Source organism: Pseudoalteromonas sp. G5_S1_14_S5 (assembly GCF_054968605.1).
Genome location: NZ_JBQKUM010000091.1, coordinates 1 through 17,256, shown reverse-complemented (window position 1 = coordinate 17,256; position 17,256 = coordinate 1). Strand labels below are relative to the sequence as shown.

16 protein-coding genes are annotated in these 17,256 nt (G+C 44.9%); 14 read left to right on the top strand and 2 right to left on the bottom strand.

The genetic code is table 11. The annotated features are described in order from the left end of the window. Positions 1 to 374 precede the first annotated feature (374 nt). From ACTRWI_RS19820 to luxS, 9 genes are all read left to right on the top strand, one after another. On the top strand, positions 375 to 632 hold the full coding sequence (locus tag ACTRWI_RS19820) for an oxaloacetate decarboxylase subunit gamma (protein ID WP_004741884.1): 258 nt from the start codon (positions 375 to 377) through the stop codon (positions 630 to 632). A gap of 31 nt (positions 633 to 663) precedes the next feature. Then, entirely contained in the window at positions 664 to 2,451 is a 1,788-nt protein-coding gene (gene oadA / locus ACTRWI_RS19815; RefSeq protein ID WP_499133483.1) for a sodium-extruding oxaloacetate decarboxylase subunit alpha, read from the top strand. 9 nt (positions 2,452 to 2,460) lie between these two features. Further along, positions 2,461 to 3,591, top strand: a complete 1,131-nt coding sequence (locus tag ACTRWI_RS19810; RefSeq protein WP_004741882.1) for a sodium ion-translocating decarboxylase subunit beta — start codon at positions 2,461 to 2,463, stop codon at positions 3,589 to 3,591. A 148-nt stretch (positions 3,592 to 3,739) separates the two neighbouring features. Beyond that, on the top strand, positions 3,740 to 4,693 hold the full coding sequence (locus ACTRWI_RS19805; protein WP_499133482.1) for an NADP-dependent oxidoreductase: 954 nt from the start codon (positions 3,740 to 3,742) through the stop codon (positions 4,691 to 4,693). A gap of 6 nt (positions 4,694 to 4,699) precedes the next feature. Continuing rightward, positions 4,700 to 5,161 (top strand): YqaA family protein, encoded by a 462-nt coding sequence (locus ACTRWI_RS19800; RefSeq protein ID WP_499133481.1) that lies wholly within the window; start codon positions 4,700 to 4,702, stop codon positions 5,159 to 5,161. Positions 5,162 to 5,170: 9 nt separating this feature from the next. Beyond that, positions 5,171 to 8,029 carry a M16 family metallopeptidase gene (locus ACTRWI_RS19795; RefSeq protein ID WP_499133480.1) on the top strand — a complete coding sequence of 953 codons (2,859 nt, stop codon included), beginning with the start codon at positions 5,171 to 5,173 and terminating at the stop codon, positions 8,027 to 8,029. Positions 8,030 to 8,127: 98 nt separating this feature from the next. Then, a complete protein-coding gene (gene gshA / locus ACTRWI_RS19790; protein WP_499133479.1) occupies positions 8,128 to 9,696 on the top strand; it encodes a glutamate--cysteine ligase in 1,569 nt (522 codons plus the stop codon). 10 nt (positions 9,697 to 9,706) lie between these two features. Continuing rightward, a complete protein-coding gene (locus tag ACTRWI_RS19785; protein WP_499133478.1) occupies positions 9,707 to 10,357 on the top strand; it encodes a transglycosylase SLT domain-containing protein in 651 nt (216 codons plus the stop codon). Between the two features lie 24 nt (positions 10,358 to 10,381). Then, the gene (luxS, locus tag ACTRWI_RS19780) at positions 10,382 to 10,900 is read left to right on the top strand and encodes an S-ribosylhomocysteine lyase (RefSeq protein ID WP_499133477.1); all 519 of its coding nucleotides are present in this window, start codon (positions 10,382 to 10,384) and stop codon (positions 10,898 to 10,900) included. Between the two features lie 108 nt (positions 10,901 to 11,008). Here the strand turns inward: luxS and ACTRWI_RS19775 are convergent, their stop codons facing one another. Then, positions 11,009 to 12,280 carry an HlyC/CorC family transporter gene (locus ACTRWI_RS19775; RefSeq protein ID WP_499133476.1) on the bottom strand — a complete coding sequence of 424 codons (1,272 nt, stop codon included), beginning with the start codon at positions 12,278 to 12,280 and terminating at the stop codon, positions 11,009 to 11,011. 126 nt (positions 12,281 to 12,406) lie between these two features. Beyond that, positions 12,407 to 13,246 (bottom strand): cytochrome C assembly family protein, encoded by an 840-nt coding sequence (locus ACTRWI_RS19770; RefSeq protein WP_499133475.1) that lies wholly within the window; start codon positions 13,244 to 13,246, stop codon positions 12,407 to 12,409. Between the two features lie 155 nt (positions 13,247 to 13,401). Between ACTRWI_RS19770 and ffh the strand changes: the two genes are divergently transcribed. The 5 genes from ffh to rplS all read left to right on the top strand — a co-directional run bounded on the left by ffh (position 13,402) and on the right by rplS (position 17,015). Beyond that, on the top strand, positions 13,402 to 14,787 hold the full coding sequence (gene ffh, locus ACTRWI_RS19765) for a signal recognition particle protein (protein WP_499133474.1): 1,386 nt from the start codon (positions 13,402 to 13,404) through the stop codon (positions 14,785 to 14,787). A gap of 219 nt (positions 14,788 to 15,006) precedes the next feature. Then, positions 15,007 to 15,255 carry a 30S ribosomal protein S16 gene (gene rpsP / locus ACTRWI_RS19760; protein WP_004410028.1) on the top strand — a complete coding sequence of 83 codons (249 nt, stop codon included), beginning with the start codon at positions 15,007 to 15,009 and terminating at the stop codon, positions 15,253 to 15,255. A gap of 48 nt (positions 15,256 to 15,303) precedes the next feature. Next, positions 15,304 to 15,834: a ribosome maturation factor RimM gene (gene rimM, locus ACTRWI_RS19755; RefSeq protein ID WP_499133484.1), complete on the top strand. Its 531-nt coding sequence runs from the start codon at positions 15,304 to 15,306 to the stop codon at positions 15,832 to 15,834. A gap of 27 nt (positions 15,835 to 15,861) precedes the next feature. Next, entirely contained in the window at positions 15,862 to 16,602 is a 741-nt protein-coding gene (trmD, locus tag ACTRWI_RS19750) for a tRNA (guanosine(37)-N1)-methyltransferase TrmD (RefSeq protein ID WP_499133473.1), read from the top strand. A gap of 59 nt (positions 16,603 to 16,661) precedes the next feature. Next, positions 16,662 to 17,015 carry a 50S ribosomal protein L19 gene (gene rplS, locus ACTRWI_RS19745; RefSeq protein ID WP_004738151.1) on the top strand — a complete coding sequence of 118 codons (354 nt, stop codon included), beginning with the start codon at positions 16,662 to 16,664 and terminating at the stop codon, positions 17,013 to 17,015. Positions 17,016 to 17,256: the final 241 nt, after the last annotated feature.

Here is a 17,256-nt window from a genome sequence, read left to right as displayed (position 1 = left end):
ATTATTAAAAAAAGCCTCGTTTTTACGAGGCTTTTTTTATGTCTGCTTTATAAATATTAATCAAATGTTAAGGTTGCTTAAGGTTTAACTTGTTGTATTTTATGTAGTTATCGAATACTTCCTTGTTATTCCACCTTTCTCATATCATTTCTTAACAAAGCTCCATTTAAGTCACAGTTTAATTCTCTGAAAATTACATATTTGACAGATTTATGTGATATGATAGGCGAATAATTAACCTAATGTGTGCGTTATCCGTAACAGAACCTTAAACAAAATTGACAAAGTTTTACCAATCGAGATAATCCAAGGGTCGGGATCACTATTCGCTGAAATCCTGTACATATGTCAGGATGACGAAGAAAGGAAGCAACATGACTAATATTGGAAGCCTGCTAGGAGATGCGGCGACTCTGATGATAACGGGGATGTCCGTTGTCTTTATTTTCCTAACTATTCTAGTTTACCTCGTTCGGTTGATGTCAAAACTGGTACCAGAAGAAGTACCAGAGCCGATCGCAGCACCTAAAAAAATTCAAAAATCACAATCAAACCCTTCAGCTGTTAGTCCACAGGTAGTGGCAGCAATTTCGGCCGCGGTTCATCAATACCGTGCGTCGACTGCTAAGTAGCATTTAAAGGATTAAAAAGGAGTTTATGAGCATGTCTAAACCACTAGCTATCACAGACGTGGTACTTCGTGACGCCCATCAGTCACTATTTGCTACTCGTATGCGTATCGAAGATATGCTGCCAATAGCGGCAGAACTGGATAAGGTCGGTTACTGGTCACTTGAGACTTGGGGCGGCGCGACGTTTGATTCGTGTATTCGTTTTCTTGGAGAGGATCCATGGGAGCGTCTACGTGAACTAAAGAAAGCGATGCCAAACACACCAATGCAGATGCTACTGCGTGGTCAAAACCTTTTGGGTTACCGCCACTACGCGGATGACGTGGTCGAAAAATTTGTTGAACGTGCCCATAAGAACGGCATGGACGTATTCCGTATTTTTGATGCGATGAATGATGTACGTAACTTTGAGAAAGCGGTGAAAGCAACAATTGATGTTGGTGGTCACGCTCAAGGTACTTTGTCTTACACAACCAGCCCTGTTCACAACTCAGATACTTGGGTTGATTTGGCTAAGCGTCTAGAAGACCTAGGTTGTCATTCACTATGTATCAAAGATATGTCAGGTTTATTAAAGCCTTATGAAGCTGAAGAGCTAATTACGCGTATTAAAGCGTCGTGTGATGTTCCTCTGGCACTGCATAGCCACGCGACAACGGGCCTTTCTACAGCAACAGCAGTTAAAGCTGTTGAAGCGGGGATCGATATTCTAGATACCGCTATCTCTTCAATGAGTTGTACCTACGGTCACACACCAACAGAAACGGTTGTGGCGATGCTAGAAGGTACAGATCGTGATACTAACCTTAAACTGGATCAGATTGAGCCAATCGCTTCTTACTTCCGTGATGTTCGTAAAAAGTACGCGAAATGGGAAGGCCAACTAAAAGGTGTTGATTCTCGTATCTTGATTGCTCAAGTTCCTGGCGGCATGTTGACTAATATGGAAGGCCAGTTAAAAGAGCAAGGCGCTGCAGATCGTATGGATGAGGTGCTTGAAGAGATCCCACGTGTACGTAAAGAGCTTGGCTACATTCCTTTGGTAACGCCAACTTCTCAAATCGTTGGCACTCAAGCGGTTATTAACGTACTGACCGGTGAGCGCTATAAGAGCATCACTAAAGAAACAGCGGGTCTATTGAAAGGCGAATACGGTCAAGCTCCAGCTGAAGTGGATGCAGAACTGCAAGCTAAAGTATTAGATGGTGCGGAGGCGATCACTTGTCGCCCAGCAGATCTGCTGAAATCTGAAATGGATGAGCTAACGACTGATTTGCTGGAAAAAGCAAAAGCAGAAGGTATCTATCTAGCGGAAGATACGGTAGATGATGTACTGACTTATGCACTGTTCCCACAAGTGGGTCTTAAGTTCCTTAAGAACCGTCGTAACCCTGAAGCATTTGAACCAGCGCCAACGGCAGAAACAGCTGCTCCTGTGGCAGCAACTGCACCAGCTCCTGTATCTGGTGGCATAGAGAGCTACAGCGTGAAGGTGGATGGTCAAGTTTATGATGTAGAAGTTGGCTCACAAGGTGAACTGACGTCGGTAGCGCCATCAGCAAAACCAGCTCAAGTGGTACAAGCTGCACCCTTAGCGGCTTCTGACGCTGAAGCGGTTCCTGCTCCACTGGCGGGTAACATCTTTAAAGTGAACGTTCAGGCTGGTGCTGAAGTGGCTGAAGGCGACGTCCTCCTTATTCTTGAAGCGATGAAGATGGAAACGGAAGTTCGTGCTGCTCGTGGTGGTATCGTCCAAGAGCTAAATGTTAAAGAAGGCGATGCAGTTACTGTAGGCGCTCCACTACTAAGCCTAGCGTAAGGGAGTACCATGGAAGGATTGATGACCTTATGGTCTGAAACAGGGATTGCTAATTTCGAGTTCGGCCAGATCTGCATGATGCTAGTCGGTTGCTTGCTGTTGTTTTTGGCAATCCGCAAAGGATTTGAACCTTTACTGCTGCTACCTATTGGTTTTGGTGCTGTATTGGCCAATATTCCAAATGCTGGATTTACTGATCCGGGCGGTTTGTTGTACTACGTCTACTACATTGGTATCGAAACGGGGATTTTCCCACTGCTGATCTTTATGGGCGTGGGCGCGATGACGGATTTTGGTGCGTTGATCGCTAACCCTAAAACCTTGTGGTTAGGTGCAGCTGCTCAGTTCGGTATTTTCGCAACACTGTTTGGTGCGATCTTGCTGAACTACATTCCAGGCATGGAATTTACGATGGCAGATGCTTCTTCAATCGCAATCATCGGTGGTGCAGATGGCCCAACGGCTATCTTCTTAGCGAGTAAGCTCTCTCCTGATCTGTTAGGTGCGATTGCCGTAGCAGCATACAGCTACATGGCTTTAGTTCCTATTATTCAGCCGCCAATCATGAAGGCGTTAACGTCTCCTGAAGAGCGTAAAATTAAGATGGCTCAGCTTCGTCACGTAAGCAAAGGTGAGAAGATCCTTTTCCCACTTGCAGTGTTACTGATGACGATCTTGTTCCTACCTTCAGCGACACCACTAGTTGGTATGTTCTGTTTAGGTAACTTAATGCGTGAAGCGGGCGTGGTTGATCGTCTATCAAAGACGGCACAAAACGAACTGATCAACGTTGTGACTATCTTCCTTGGTTTGGGCGTAGGTTCTAAGCTTCAAGCAGATACCTTCTTAAACTTAGAAACGCTAGGTATTCTAGGCTTAGGTGCGGTGGCGTTCAGTATCGGTACTGCGGGTGGTGTGTTGATGGCGAAGCTATTAAACCGTTTCTCGAAAGAGGATATCAACCCACTGATTGGTGCAGCTGGTGTATCAGCGGTTCCAATGGCAGCTCGTGTTGTGAACAAGGTTGGTCTTGAGGCAAATCCTCAAAACTTCTTGCTGATGCACGCAATGGGGCCGAACGTAGCAGGTGTACTAGGTAGTGCGGTTGCGGCGGGTATTCTATTAGCGCTAGTCGGTTAATGGATAGCTAAGTCGTGTATCGTTACGTTAATTGGTCGTCAATTGACGAATGAGCGTTAACTTAGCCTTATAAAATGGTTTATAGTCGAAGGGATGCTTGTGCATCCTTTTTTATTCGTTAGGTTTTAACTAATTGGGACGTGTTTAAATGGAAAATAGACAGATAGCGATTACCGAGTTTGGTGGGGTGGAAAACCTTGTACTTCAAACCAGTGCAATACCAGAGCCCAAAGCTGGCGAAGTAGTGGTTAAGGTCTCTTTTTCCGGCGTCAATCCGATAGATGTTAAAACTCGTGCAGGTCTAGGTTGGGCGGCTGTACAAAACAAAGATAACCTACCTTGGGTACCAGGCTACGATATCGCGGGACAAGTGGTTACGTTAGGTGAACAGGCTGAGCGTTTTACTGTTGGTGATAATGTGGCGGGCTTTATCGGCTTCCCATTGCAAGGCGGTGGCTACAGCCAATATGTGTGTGTACCTGAAACTGCGCTGAGCATCATTCCTAATTCTGTAACGTTAGAAGCGGCAGCTGCTCTCCCTTTGGCGAGTCAAACGGCGGCACAAGCGCTGAATAAAGCGGAAGTGAAAGAGGGTGATCGCGTACTCATCTTAGCGGGTGCAGGTGGTGTTGGACACATTGCTGTTCAAATCGCCGTTGCAGCAAAAGCTGAGGTTTATACTACTTGTAGTGAAGCAAACCTTGATTACCTAGCAACGCTAGGTGCCCATGCTATCAACTATAAATTTGCTCTAGCGTCTGGACGTGTATCGGATATTGACGTGCTGATTGATTTAGTGGGAGGCGATACGGCGCTTGATGCGATGAAGTGCCTGAAGGATGGCGCAAGAGTGGTTACAGTTCCGACCCTATCGGCAGAGTTAATCTGCGAGAAGGCAAAACTTTTAGGTTTCACAGCATCAGGTATGTTGGTGAAACCTAACCCAGAGCAAATGGATACTATGCTTTATATGGTGAGTGTTGGATTGCTAAAAACAGAAATTCAAGGTATTTACCCGCTAGAAGAGGCGCAGTCGGCTCATCTGCAGGTAGAAACTGGACACACCAGAGGCAAAGTACTGCTTAAAATACAAGAAGGTTAATATGCAGTGCTAGAGTTCTTTAATTCTCTTTTCGAAAACATAGCGCTGTGGTTCTCTGATTCAGCGCTATGGGTCTTATTTATCAGTGGCTTCTTGAGTGCCACCTTGTTGCCCGGAGGCTCTGAAGCGAGCCTTGTCGCGGCATTGAGCTTAGATCAATTCTCAACATCGTCGATCATTCTGGTAGCGACACTCGGTAACACCTTAGGTGGCCTCACCAACTATTGGATTGGTTTGTGGTTGCCTAATCGAACTCAATCAGAAAAGCATGGTCATAAGGCTATGGCTTGGCTAAGCCGTTATGGTTACTGGGTTTTACTATTTAGTTGGTTGCCCGTTATCGGCGACCCTTTTTGCCTAGCTGCTGGTTGGCTGAGAATGAAATTCATCCCTAGCGTTATCTTGATTGCGATTGGCAAAGCTGCTCGCTATAGCTTACTTGCTGCTATCTATTTCGGTTTTTTCTAAGGAGAACCAATGAAAAAGGTTTTACTTGGTACATTTTCTCTTATCGCCATTGCCGGCTGTTCTTACAATGTACCTAGCTCAACATCCCTCTTTTCCTCATTACCAGAAGGTGTAACTCTTTTAGAAGAGGTTAAGCTTTCTAAAGATAAAGTGGTGATTCCTTACTCTAAGTATCAATTGGATAATGGCTTAACCGTTATTCTATCTCCCGATAATTCTGATCCATTGGTGCATGTGGATGTGACTTACCATGTCGGTTCTGCACGTGAAGAGATAGGCAAGTCAGGCTTTGCGCATTTCTTCGAGCATATGATGTTCCAAGGCTCAGAGAACGTTGGTGACCAGCAGCACTTCAAGCTCATTACCGAGGCCGGTGGTTCGTTAAATGGTACCACTAACCGTGACCGTACTAATTACTTTGAGACGGTTCCCTCAAACCAGCTTGAGAAAATGTTGTGGTTAGAGTCAGACCGAATGGGTTTCTTGTTGGATGCGGTTTCTCAGAAGAAATTCGAAGTACAAAGAGGCACTGTTAAAAACGAACGTGCTCAAAGCTATGAAAACCGCCCTTACGGTCTGATGTGGGAGCGAATGGGTGAAGCGCTTTACCCTGAAAGACACCCATATTCATGGCAACCAATTGGCTATGTCGAAGATCTTGACCGAGTCGATGTGAATGACCTAAAGGCATTCTTCCTTCGTTGGTACGGCCCAAATAATGCGGTACTGACAATCGGTGGTGATATCGATGTTGACGATACGCTTGAGTGGGTTAATAAATACTTTGGTCCGATCCCGAAAGGTCCAGAGGTTGAGCCTGCTGAGAAACAACCTGCGGTACTAACGGAAGATAAGTACATCACCCTAGAAGATAACATTCGTCAGCCAATGGTATTGGTTGGTTGGCCAACGACTTATCGCGGCGAAGAGACCCAAGCGTCACTAAATGCGCTGTCTAACGTTTTAGGTTCTGGTACTAACAGTTACCTTTACCAAAACTTAGTGAAGACACAAAAAGCAGTGAGTGCAGGCTCATTCCACGATTGTGCTGAGTTGGCATGTACCATGTATGTATATGCGATGGGTAACTCAGGTAAAAAAGGTGACTTAACGGCTCTCAATAAAGAGTTAATGGATACCTTAGATAAGTTCTCGAAAGAGGGAGTTCAACAAGAGCGACTAGATCAGATTACCGGAATGGCTGAAGCGGATGCGGTTTTTGCACTGCAAAGTGTTAAAGGTAAAGTGTCGCAATTGGCATCTAACCAAACTTTCTATGGTCAGCCAGATCGCATTGAGTCCCAGCTAGATCAAATCCGTGCCGTCACGCCTGAAAGCGTGAGCAAGGCCTACCAAGATTTCATCGAAGGTAAGCATAAGGTGACTTTGAGTGTGGTTCCGAAAAAACAGCTTGATTTAGCCGTTCGAGAAGCAACATTTACCACGCCACCACGTACTTTGCCTGAATACAGTAAAGTAACGGAAGACCAACTGAACTTCAGAAGAGCAACGGACACCTTCGATCGAAGTGTGATGCCTGAGGTGACCTTTGGTGTCGAAGCGACAATGCCAGAGCTGTATCGTATGCACTTTACAAACGGTACTGATTTGATTGGTACTGAAACCAGCGAAACGCCGACGGTACAAATGCAAATCCAACTACCTGCAGGTGAGCGTTATGTTCGTAAAGGACAAGAGGGCCTAGCAAATCTAACAGCCGCTATGATGGAAGAGGGCTCTACTAAACGAACGGTTGAAGAGTTACAGGCGACCCTAGATAAGTTGGGTAGCAGCGTGAGTATCAGTGCTGGTAGTTACACCACAGATGTTTCAATTTCTACGCTAGAGAAAAACCTGCCTCAAACCTTAGCGATCGTGCAAGAAGTTTTGCTTGAGCCTAAGTTCGATGAGCAAGACTTTGAACGTGTTAAGAAACAGATGCTAGAAGGGGTGGTGTATCAGCATCAACAACCAAGCTGGATGGCATCTCAAGCAACCCGTGAAGTGCTTTTTAGCGATAGTATTTTTGCTCGTGCGAGTGATGGAACTAAAGAGTCTCTAGAATCGTTAACTCTGGGCGATGTAAAACAGTTTTACAGTCAACACTATACTCCGGAGGGAGCAAATATTGTTATTGTAGGGGACATCTCGAAGAAAGAGGTTAGAAAGCAGCTACAATTCTTTGAGGAGTGGCAAGGCGAGGCGGCACCGCTGACACGCCCACAAATTGTCAAAGACCTAACTGAGCAGCGTTTGTATTTAGTTGATAAGCCGGGTGCGCCACAAAGTATCGTTCGCTTAGTTCGTAAAGGTCTGCCTTTTGATGCTACGGGTGAGTTGTATAAGAGTCAATTGGCTAACTTTAACCTAGCGGGTAACTTTAATAGTCGCATCAACCAGAACCTACGCGAAGACAAAGCATACACTTATGGTGCGAGTGGTTACTTTGCCAGTACTCGTGAAACGGGGGTAGTAGTATTTAACGCACAGGTAAGAGCCAACGCGACAGTGCCATCGATTCAAGAGTTTATTAATGAACTGAATGAGTTTAGCCAAAGTGGATTAACTGACGAAGAGGTGAAATTTATGCGCCTTGCCGTAGGTCAACAAGATGCACTCAAATACGAAACGCCAAGTCAGAAATCTGGGTTGTTAAGTAATATTGTTGCATTGAGCCTTGATGATGATTACCTACAACAGCGTAATCAGATAGTTGAGACGGTCTCAAAAGAGACATTGAATGAACTATCGAAGAAATGGTTCGACCCGAATGATTATCAAATAATTGTGGTTGGTGATGCGGCTTCGCTTCGCCCGCAATTAGAAAAGTTAGATATTCCAATAGAAGAGCTTGAAATCATTCGTTAGAGTACACATTAAAGGGGAGGGAAGAGACTCTACTTTTCTCCTCCAACCTAATTTATGATAGTTCTAATCAGAACGATATAAGATAAGTGAACTGAATTTTGACTGATTTTGCTGCGCGACTAAAGCAAGTTGCAACCAACCCTAAGACCTTCTCTCAATTTGGTCGTGGTGTTGAAAGGGAAACATTGCGCTACACGGAAGATGGGCACCTTGCTACTGGGCCGCACCCTAAGGCTTTAGGATCTGCGTTAATGAACGAGTGGGTAACGACCGATTTCTCTGAGTCGCTACTGGAATTTATTACACCTGTTTCAAACGACGTTCCTACTCTTTTGAATCAGTTGTCTGATATTCATCATTTCACACAAACCAAGTTAGACGGTGAAAAACTGTGGCCGCTCTCTATGCCTTGTTATGTTGGTAGCGAAGACCACATTCAGCTTGCGCAATACGGCACGTCTAACAACGGTAAAATGAAAACGTTATATCGTGAGGGCCTAAAACGCCGTTACGGTAGCTTGATGCAGATTATCTCTGGCGTTCACTTTAACTTTTCTTTCCCTGAAAGCTTCTGGGATAGCTTGTTTGGTGAACAAACAGAACAAGAGCGTAGTGACGCAAAATCAGATGCTTACTTTGGTTTGATTCGTAACTACTACCGTTTTGGTTGGTTAATCCCATACTTCTTCGGTGCTTCACCAGCATTGTGTTCATCTTTCATCAAAGGAAGAGAAACGAATTTACCTTTTGAAAAGGTTGGTGGGACACTGTATCTACCAAAAGCAACGGCTCTTCGTCTGAGTGATCTTGGTTACACTAACAGCGCGCAAAGCGTATTGAAGATTGGCTTTAATAGCCTAGAGCAGTACCTTGAGGGCTTGAATCAAGCGATTCGCACTCCATCAGAAGAGTTTGCTGAAATTGGCGTTAAGGTTGAGGGCGAATACCGTCAGCTTAATAGCAACGTATTGCAAATTGAGAATGAGCTTTACGCACCTATCCGTCCTAAGCGTGTGGCGAAGAGTGGCGAGAAACCATCTGAAGCGCTGGCTCGTGGTGGTGTTGAGTACATCGAGGTTCGCTCTCTAGACGTAAACCCATTCAGCTCAATCGGTATCACGGAGCAACAGGTTCGCTTCTTAGATCTATTCCTAACCTGGAGTGTTCTAACTGACTCTGCTGAGATGGATAACTGTGAGCTTGAATGTTGGCGCGACAACTGGAACAAGGTGATCCTAGAAGGTCGTCAAGTCGGTCTAGAGCTGCAAATTGGTTGTTACGGTGAGCGCTTATCTCTGCAAGATTGGGCGAAGCGCGTGTTCAAAGATCTACGCTCAATTGCTGAGATGATGGATGCTGAACAAGGCGGTCGAGCTTACCAAGAAACCTGCGATACGCTTGAAGCTTGGATTGATAACCCAGAGCTAACCATTTCTGGCCAATTGTTAGAAGAGACTAAAAAGTTAGGTGGCTTAGGTAAAGTTGGCTGCGCGCTAGGTAAAACGTACGCACAACAACACAAAGCACACCAATACAAAGTGTATTCAGCTGAATGGATGGAAGCAGAGGTTCAACGCTCTGTGATTGCTCAGCAGCAAAGTGAAGAAGCGAGTACTCAAGATTTTGACAGCTTCTTAGCGGATTATTTTTCGTATTTAAAAGCATAGCGAGACGTTGGTGGAAAGGAAGCAAGCCTTATTAGGTAAGCCTATTCGTGCGAGTAGTAAATGGTTACCTGTAGTCACTGTCGGTGTTGTCTCTAGCCTTTTGGTTGGTTGTGCAACACCACCACCGAAACAGCAAGACAACCTATGTAGCATCTTCAGAGAGCATCCATCGTGGTACGAAGATGCCTTAGATATGCAAGAAGAGTGGGGCACTCCCATCAACGTGGCGATGGCTTTTGTAAAACAAGAGAGTAGCTTCCGTCATGATGCGCGCCCACCAAAAGATTACATTCTTGGTTTCATTCCTTGGGGTCGTGTAAGCAGCGCTTATGGCTATGCTCAAGCTCAGGACCCAGCTTGGGAAGATTTCCAAAAAGCGACCAACCATGGTGGCTCAAGAACCAACTTTGATGATGCGCTGATGTTTATAGGCTGGTACACCAGCGAAACGCGTCGTCAACTCGGTATCTCGCTGTGGGATCCATATAACCAGTACTTGGCTTACCATGAAGGTCGTGGTGGTTATAAGCGCAAATCGTATAACAGCAAACCATCTTTAATTAAGGTGGCTCGTAAAGTCGAACAGCAAGCAAAAGATTATGGCTGGCAACTGAAACAGTGCCGCAAAGAACTAGAAGACAATCGGAGTTGGTTTTTCTAAAGCCAACCGTCACGGAGAATAGCAATGCCTTTATTAGATAGTTTTACTGTAGATCACACTCGTATGAACGCACCGGCAGTTCGTGTTGCGAAAACAATGCAAACTCCAAAGGGAGATACCATCACGGTATTTGACCTGCGTTTTACTGCACCAAACAAAGATATCCTATCTGAGAAAGGTATCCACACTCTAGAGCATCTATACGCTGGTTTCATGCGTGCTCAACTGAACGCTTCAGACGTAGAGATCATCGATATTTCACCTATGGGCTGTCGTACAGGTTTCTACATGAGCCTGATCGGTACGCCTTCAGAGCAGCAAGTGGCTGATGCTTGGTTAGCGGCAATGCAAGACGTGCTGAAAGTTGAGAGCCAGAATAAGATCCCTGAGCTGAACGAATACCAGTGTGGTACAGCAGCAATGCACTCTTTAGACGAGGCGAAAGAGATCGCGAATGCCATCATCGCTGCTGGTATCTCAGTAAACAAGAACGACGAGCTAGTACTGCCAGAGTCGATGCTTAAAGAACTTAAAGTCGATTAATCATTAGAGTTAATTCTCGATGAGTAAGGTATCAAAAGGCCCGGTTCATTGAACCGGGCCTTTTGATACCTTATGTAGTCGGTCAGGATTGAGTACTATCTGGACCTGTTATCCATTTACGATCTGTGGAAACACACGTACTAGCTTAATGCGGTTCTCTTCAAGCTCTACAATCTCCATTGGATGACTGGCAACCTGAACACTTAGGTGGCTCTCTGGAATGTCTTCCAGATGTTCTAGTATCAAACCATTTAACGTTCTAGGACCATCGGTTGGGAGAGCCCACTGCAAACCTTTGTTGATATCACGAATGTTCGCACTACCTTCAATTAGGAAGCTGCCGTCGCTCTGCGGTGTGATTTCATCAGACAAACTTGGCGCAATTGAAGTGGTAAACTCACCGACAATTTCTTCTAGAATATCTTCTAATGTTACCAAGCCATTGATATCACCGTACTCATCAACGATTAGACCGATGCGCTGTTTGTTGCGTTGGAATTTTAGCAGCTGAATATTGAGTGGGGTTGCTTCAGGAATGAAGTAGATTTCGTCTGCGGCACGCAGCAGAGTCTCTTTGTTGAATTCGTTTTTTTCAAGCATCAAACGATACGCTTCGCGCAGCCTTAGCATGCCAACTACTTCATCAATTTGGTCACGATAAAGAACAACTCGGCCATGAGGGGAGTGGGTAAGCTGGCGAACGATGGATTTCCAATCATCATTAATGTCGATACCGGTAATCTCGTTACGAGGCACCATGATATCGTTCACGGTAACGTGCTCTAAATCTAGAATAGACACCAACATATCTTGGTGACGTTGAGGTATTAGATTGCCCGCTTCATTTACAACGGTTCTTAGCTCTTCAGAGCTCAAATGATCGGTCGCGTCGTGACTGGCTTTGACACCCAGAATACGAATGAATCCATTGGTAATGAAGTTCACTAATATCACCAGTGGTGACAGTACCTTCATCAGAAACATTAGCAAGATGCTGCTAGCGTAGGAGACACGTTCAGGAAACAGAGAAGCGATGGTTTTTGGTGTGACCTCAGCGAATACGAGGATCACGAGAGTCAGGGTACCGGTTGCGACAGCCACGCCTATGTCCCCGTAGATACGCATACCAAGAATGGTTGCGATTGCAGAAGCGAGAATGTTGACAAGATTGTTGCCGATGAGAATAAGGCCTATCAACCTGTCGGGGCGGTTCAGAAGTTTTTCTACGCGCTTTGCACCTTTATGACCCGTATTGGCCAAGTGCTTTAAACGGTAGCGGTTCAAGGACATCATGCCCGTTTCGGAACCAGAGAAATAACCAGAAATTACAATGAGACACGCGAGTAGCGCAAATAAGATACCCGTTGATATGTCGTCCAAAACTATTCTTTTCCTATTTGTGTATCTTTATTAATTTATGACCGAACATGGTCGAGATGTCAATTGAATCTATCTGACTCAATATTTTAAAGGCAGGTATGCGTGACCTTGCCTTTATTTTGGGTGTTATCTCAAAATGATTTCCTGAACGAAGCGGCTACCGAAGTAGGCTAATGTGAGCATGCTAGCACCTGCAAGGGCGAACCAAGTTACCTTCTGACCACGCCAACCTTTTTGGTAATGACCCCACAGAAGAATGGAGTAGATAACCCAAGCAATAAAAGACAACACGGCTTTGTGTGCTTTACCTTGAGCAAACATGTCTTGTACGAAGATGAAGCCAGTCAACAAGGTACCCGTTAATAGGCCATTACCTATTAGGATTATCTTGAAAAGCTGTCTTTCAACCATCATTAATGGAGGTAGGTTAGGGTTGATAACCAGTGCTTTCTTCTTTTTAAGTTTGTGATCTAGCCACGCAAGTTGCAGTGCGTATAGAGCTCCAATAGTGAGCGTCGCATAAGAGAACAGCGCCAAAGAGATGTGCATCAGCAGTTTTGGATCATTCTCTAAATGTTTGATAAAGGTACTTGGAAGAAAAGTTGCCGCCATCAAGTTCAGTGCTGCGAAGCTATAAACCACAGGAAGAATGAACCACAGTCTGGTTTTGAGCATAGCACCGCTCATCACTAGAGAAATGATTAAACTGATCAGTGAAGCAACGTTTAAGATACTGAGGTTTTGACCACTGGCATTAAAGATTAAATCGCCAAGCAACCAAGCATGGAAAGCTAGAGCAAGTAATGCGCTGATAAACACCGTTTTTACACGGATTCCTGTTTGGTGCACGAGACCTGGAATGATCGTGGAAATCGCCATTGTATAAAGAAAGGCTGCTGCGATCGCAATAAGACTGTCCATGGTATCCATTAAAATGATTACTAATTGGTGAATTATACCTTGCATCGCTCTTTGGGGCTATGGTGAACCTCACTCAATTCCAAGTGAACACCGTCTCACATCACAAGCGTGGATGATTAACGCTCTACAACGGGTATGACTCTAATCCACGCTAATGTATACTCAACTTAATAGTCGCAGGATTGAGCGAAGAGAAAACTATGTTTGATAATTTAACGGATCGTCTATCCAAAACGCTGAAGAATATCAGCGGTAAAGGTCGTCTGACCGAAGACAATATTAAAGATACGCTACGAGAAGTCCGTATGGCGCTTCTTGAAGCTGACGTGGCACTGCCAGTTGTTCGCGATTTTGTTAAGCGCGTAAAAGAAGGCGCTGTGGGTGTTGAGGTTTCTAAATCTCTAACACCTGGCCAAGAATTCATTAAGATCGTTCAAGCTGAACTTGAAGCTGTAATGGGTGAGTCTAACGAAGCTCTTAACCTAGCAGCGCAACCGCCAGCAGTTATCTTAATGGCTGGTCTACAAGGTGCGGGTAAAACCACATCGGTAGGTAAGCTATCTAAGTTGCTGACAGAGCGTGACAAGAAGAAAGTATTGGTTGTGTCTGCCGACGTTTACCGTCCTGCGGCGATCAAACAACTTGAAACGTTAGCTAGCGATGTTGGTGTTGACTTCTTCCCATCTTCGGCTGACCAGAAGCCTATTGATATCGTTAACGCTGCAATCGACCACGCGAAGAAGAAATTCTACGACGTGCTACTTGTCGATACCGCAGGTCGTTTGGCGATTGATGAAGAGATGATGGGCGAGATCCAAGAGCTTCATACTGCAATCAACCCAGTTGAAACTCTATTCGTTGTTGATGCTATGACAGGTCAAGATGCGGCGAATACGGCAAAAGCCTTTGGCGATGCGCTTCCACTAACCGGTGTTATCTTAACGAAAGTAGATGGTGATGCGCGTGGTGGTGCAGCGCTGTCTGTTCGTCATATCACAGGTAAGCCAATCAAATTCTTAGGTGTTGGTGAGAAAACTGACGCACTAGAACCATTCCACCCTGATCGTGTGGCTTCTCGTATCTTAGGTATGGGTGACGTTCTGTCACTTATTGAAGACCTACAGAAAAACGTTGATACCGAGAAAGCAGAGAAACTGGCTAAGAAGTTCAAAGAGAAAAAAGGTTTTGACCTTGAAGACTTCCGTGAACAACTAGGTCAGATGCAAAACATGGGCGGCATGATGGGCATGATGGATAAGCTTCCAGGCATGTCTCAACTACCAGACAATGTGAAAGATAAAGTTGATGACAAGATGTTCAAGCAGATGGAAGCTATCATCAACTCTATGACCATGAAAGAGCGTCAACGTCCTGAGCTAATTAAAGGCTCGCGTAAAAAACGTATTGCCGCTGGTTCTGGTACACAAGTACAAGATGTAAACCGCATGCTTAAGCAATTCACCCAAATGCAGAAGATGATGAAGAAAATGCAGAAAGGTGGCATGAAAGGCATGATGCGTAACATGCAAGGTATGATGGGCGGCATGGGTGGTATGGGCGGCGGCTTCAACCCGTTCGGCCGATAATCGCCTAACGTAACCTATAGCACCTTTACTTTTCATAGTGTTATCTGTGTCACAGAAAGAATATAGACACTATGTTGGTGAAAAAATAGCTAAACCCCTTGCATTGCCCCGGAATAAGAGTAAAATTCCGGGGCTTTAATTTGGCACGAGACCCCAAGCTGTTTAGCGATAAATGGTTATTGGGGTTAATTATTTTATTAAGAAAGCAAAGAGGACGACATGGTAACCATTCGTTTGGCACGTCACGGCGCTAAGAAGCGTCCATTCTATCAAATCGTAGTTGCGGATAGCCGTAACGCTGCAACTGGCCGTTTCATCGAGAAAGTAGGTTTCTTTAACCCTACTGCTCAAGGTCAAGAAGAAGGTCTACGTCTAGACCTAGATCGCGTTAACCACTGGGTTGGTCAAGGCGCATCTCTATCTGATCGTGTAGCTAAGCTAGTTAAAGACGCTCAAAAAGCGGCTTAATTCTTTTTTAAAGAGAAATAGCTTATGTCGATGAAGGGTAAAGAAACGATGAGCAAGCAAGACGAAAAAATTGTTATGGGCAAGTTTGGTGCTACCTATGGCATTCGTGGCTGGCTTAAAGTTTTTTCCTACACAGACAACGCTGAAAGCATATTTGATTACTCTCCTTGGTACGTTAACCAAAAGGGGAAGTGGGTTGAATTCAAAGTAGAAAGCTGGAAGCGCCATAACAAAGGTATGGTGTGTAAGCTAGAAGGTTTTGAGGTTCGCGAGGACGCTCATCTACTGACTAACTTTGAAATTGCTATAGACCCTGCTTCATTACCTGAATTGTCAGAAGAGGAATTCTACTGGCGTGAATTGTTTGGTATGCAAGTAGTAACCACTAAAGGTTACGATTTAGGTGTCGTTACCGACATGCTAGAAACTGGCTCAAACGATGTTCTAGTAATCAAAGCAAATCTTAAGGATGCTTTCGGACAAAAGGAACGGTTAGTACCGTACCTTGAAGAGCAAGTGATCAAGAAAGTTGATCGCGAAGCTCAACGGATCGAAGTTGACTGGGATCCTGGATTCTAACTTTAAAATCATAGAGCGAGAGAACACATGTGGGTTGGCGTAATTAGCCTATTTCCTGAAATGTTCCGTTCAGTTACTGATTTTGGAGTAACGGGTCAAGCGGTAAAGAAAGGTCTTTTATCTATTGAGACATGGAATCCTCGCGATTTCACTCATGATAAACATCGCACTGTTGATGACAGACCTTACGGTGGTGGTCCTGGCATGTTAATGATGGTTCAGCCTTTGCGCGACGCTATCCAAACTGCCAAACAAGCATCACCGGGAAAGACGAAAGTTATCTATCTTTCACCTCAAGGTCGTAAACTCGACCAAAAAGGTGTTGAAGAGCTGGCAACAAACAAGAATTTACTTCTTATTTGTGGTCGCTACGAAGGGGTAGATGAGCGCATCATTCAATCTGAAGTCGACGAAGAATGGTCGATTGGGGATTTTGTGATGACGGGTGGTGAACTGCCAGCCATGACGCTGATTGATTCAGTATCTCGGTTTGTACCGGGTGTACTGGGAGATTTCGCATCAGCAGAAGAAGACTCTTTTGCAAATGGTTTGCTAGATTGCCCTCACTATACGCGCCCTGAGGTGCTAGACGATAAAGAGGTGCCTTCGGTACTCAAGTCTGGAAACCATAAGGACATTCGTCGCTGGCGGTTAAAACAATCGTTGGGCCGAACTTGGCTAAGAAGACCAGAACTCCTGGAAAACCTAGCTCTGACTGACGAACAGGAACAATTACTGGCTGAATTCATTAAAGAGCAACGCTCTTAACGAAAAGCAAGCAGTAACCTATTAAATTTAGTATCAGTTTATTCTAGGAATTTATACAAATGAGCAACATCATTAAAGCTCTTGAAGAAGAGCAACTAAAATCAGACCTTCCTAAATTCGCACCAGGTGACACTGTTGTCGTTCAGGTTAAGGTAAAAGAAGGTGACCGTGAGCGTCTACAGGCTTTCGAAGGCGTAGTAATCGCTATTCGTAACCGTGGTCTTCACTCTGCATTCACAGTTCGTAAGATCTCGAACGGTGAAGGTGTAGAGCGTGCGTTCCAAACTCACTCTCCAATGGTTGATAGCATCGAAGTTAAACGCCGTGGTGCAGTACGTCGTGCCAAGTTGTACTACCTACGTGAGCGTTCTGGTAAGTCTGCTCGTATTAAAGAGAAGCTTGCTAAGAAGTAATTCTTTTTGCATTCTATCGATAAAAGCGGAGCCATTTGGCTCCGCTTTTTTGTGTCTGCTATTTAGAGCTTTGAAAGTAAGCGACCCGCAACTCGTTCATCCCTCATTCTTTGGGATGATGGGGAGGTTTGAGTTACTGAATGAAACTAGAGGAAGTGATACTAGGACCACTTTGGCCGTCACTCCCTAGACTGACGGACATAAAAAAGGATTGACGCAAAACGCCAACCCTTAATAATTC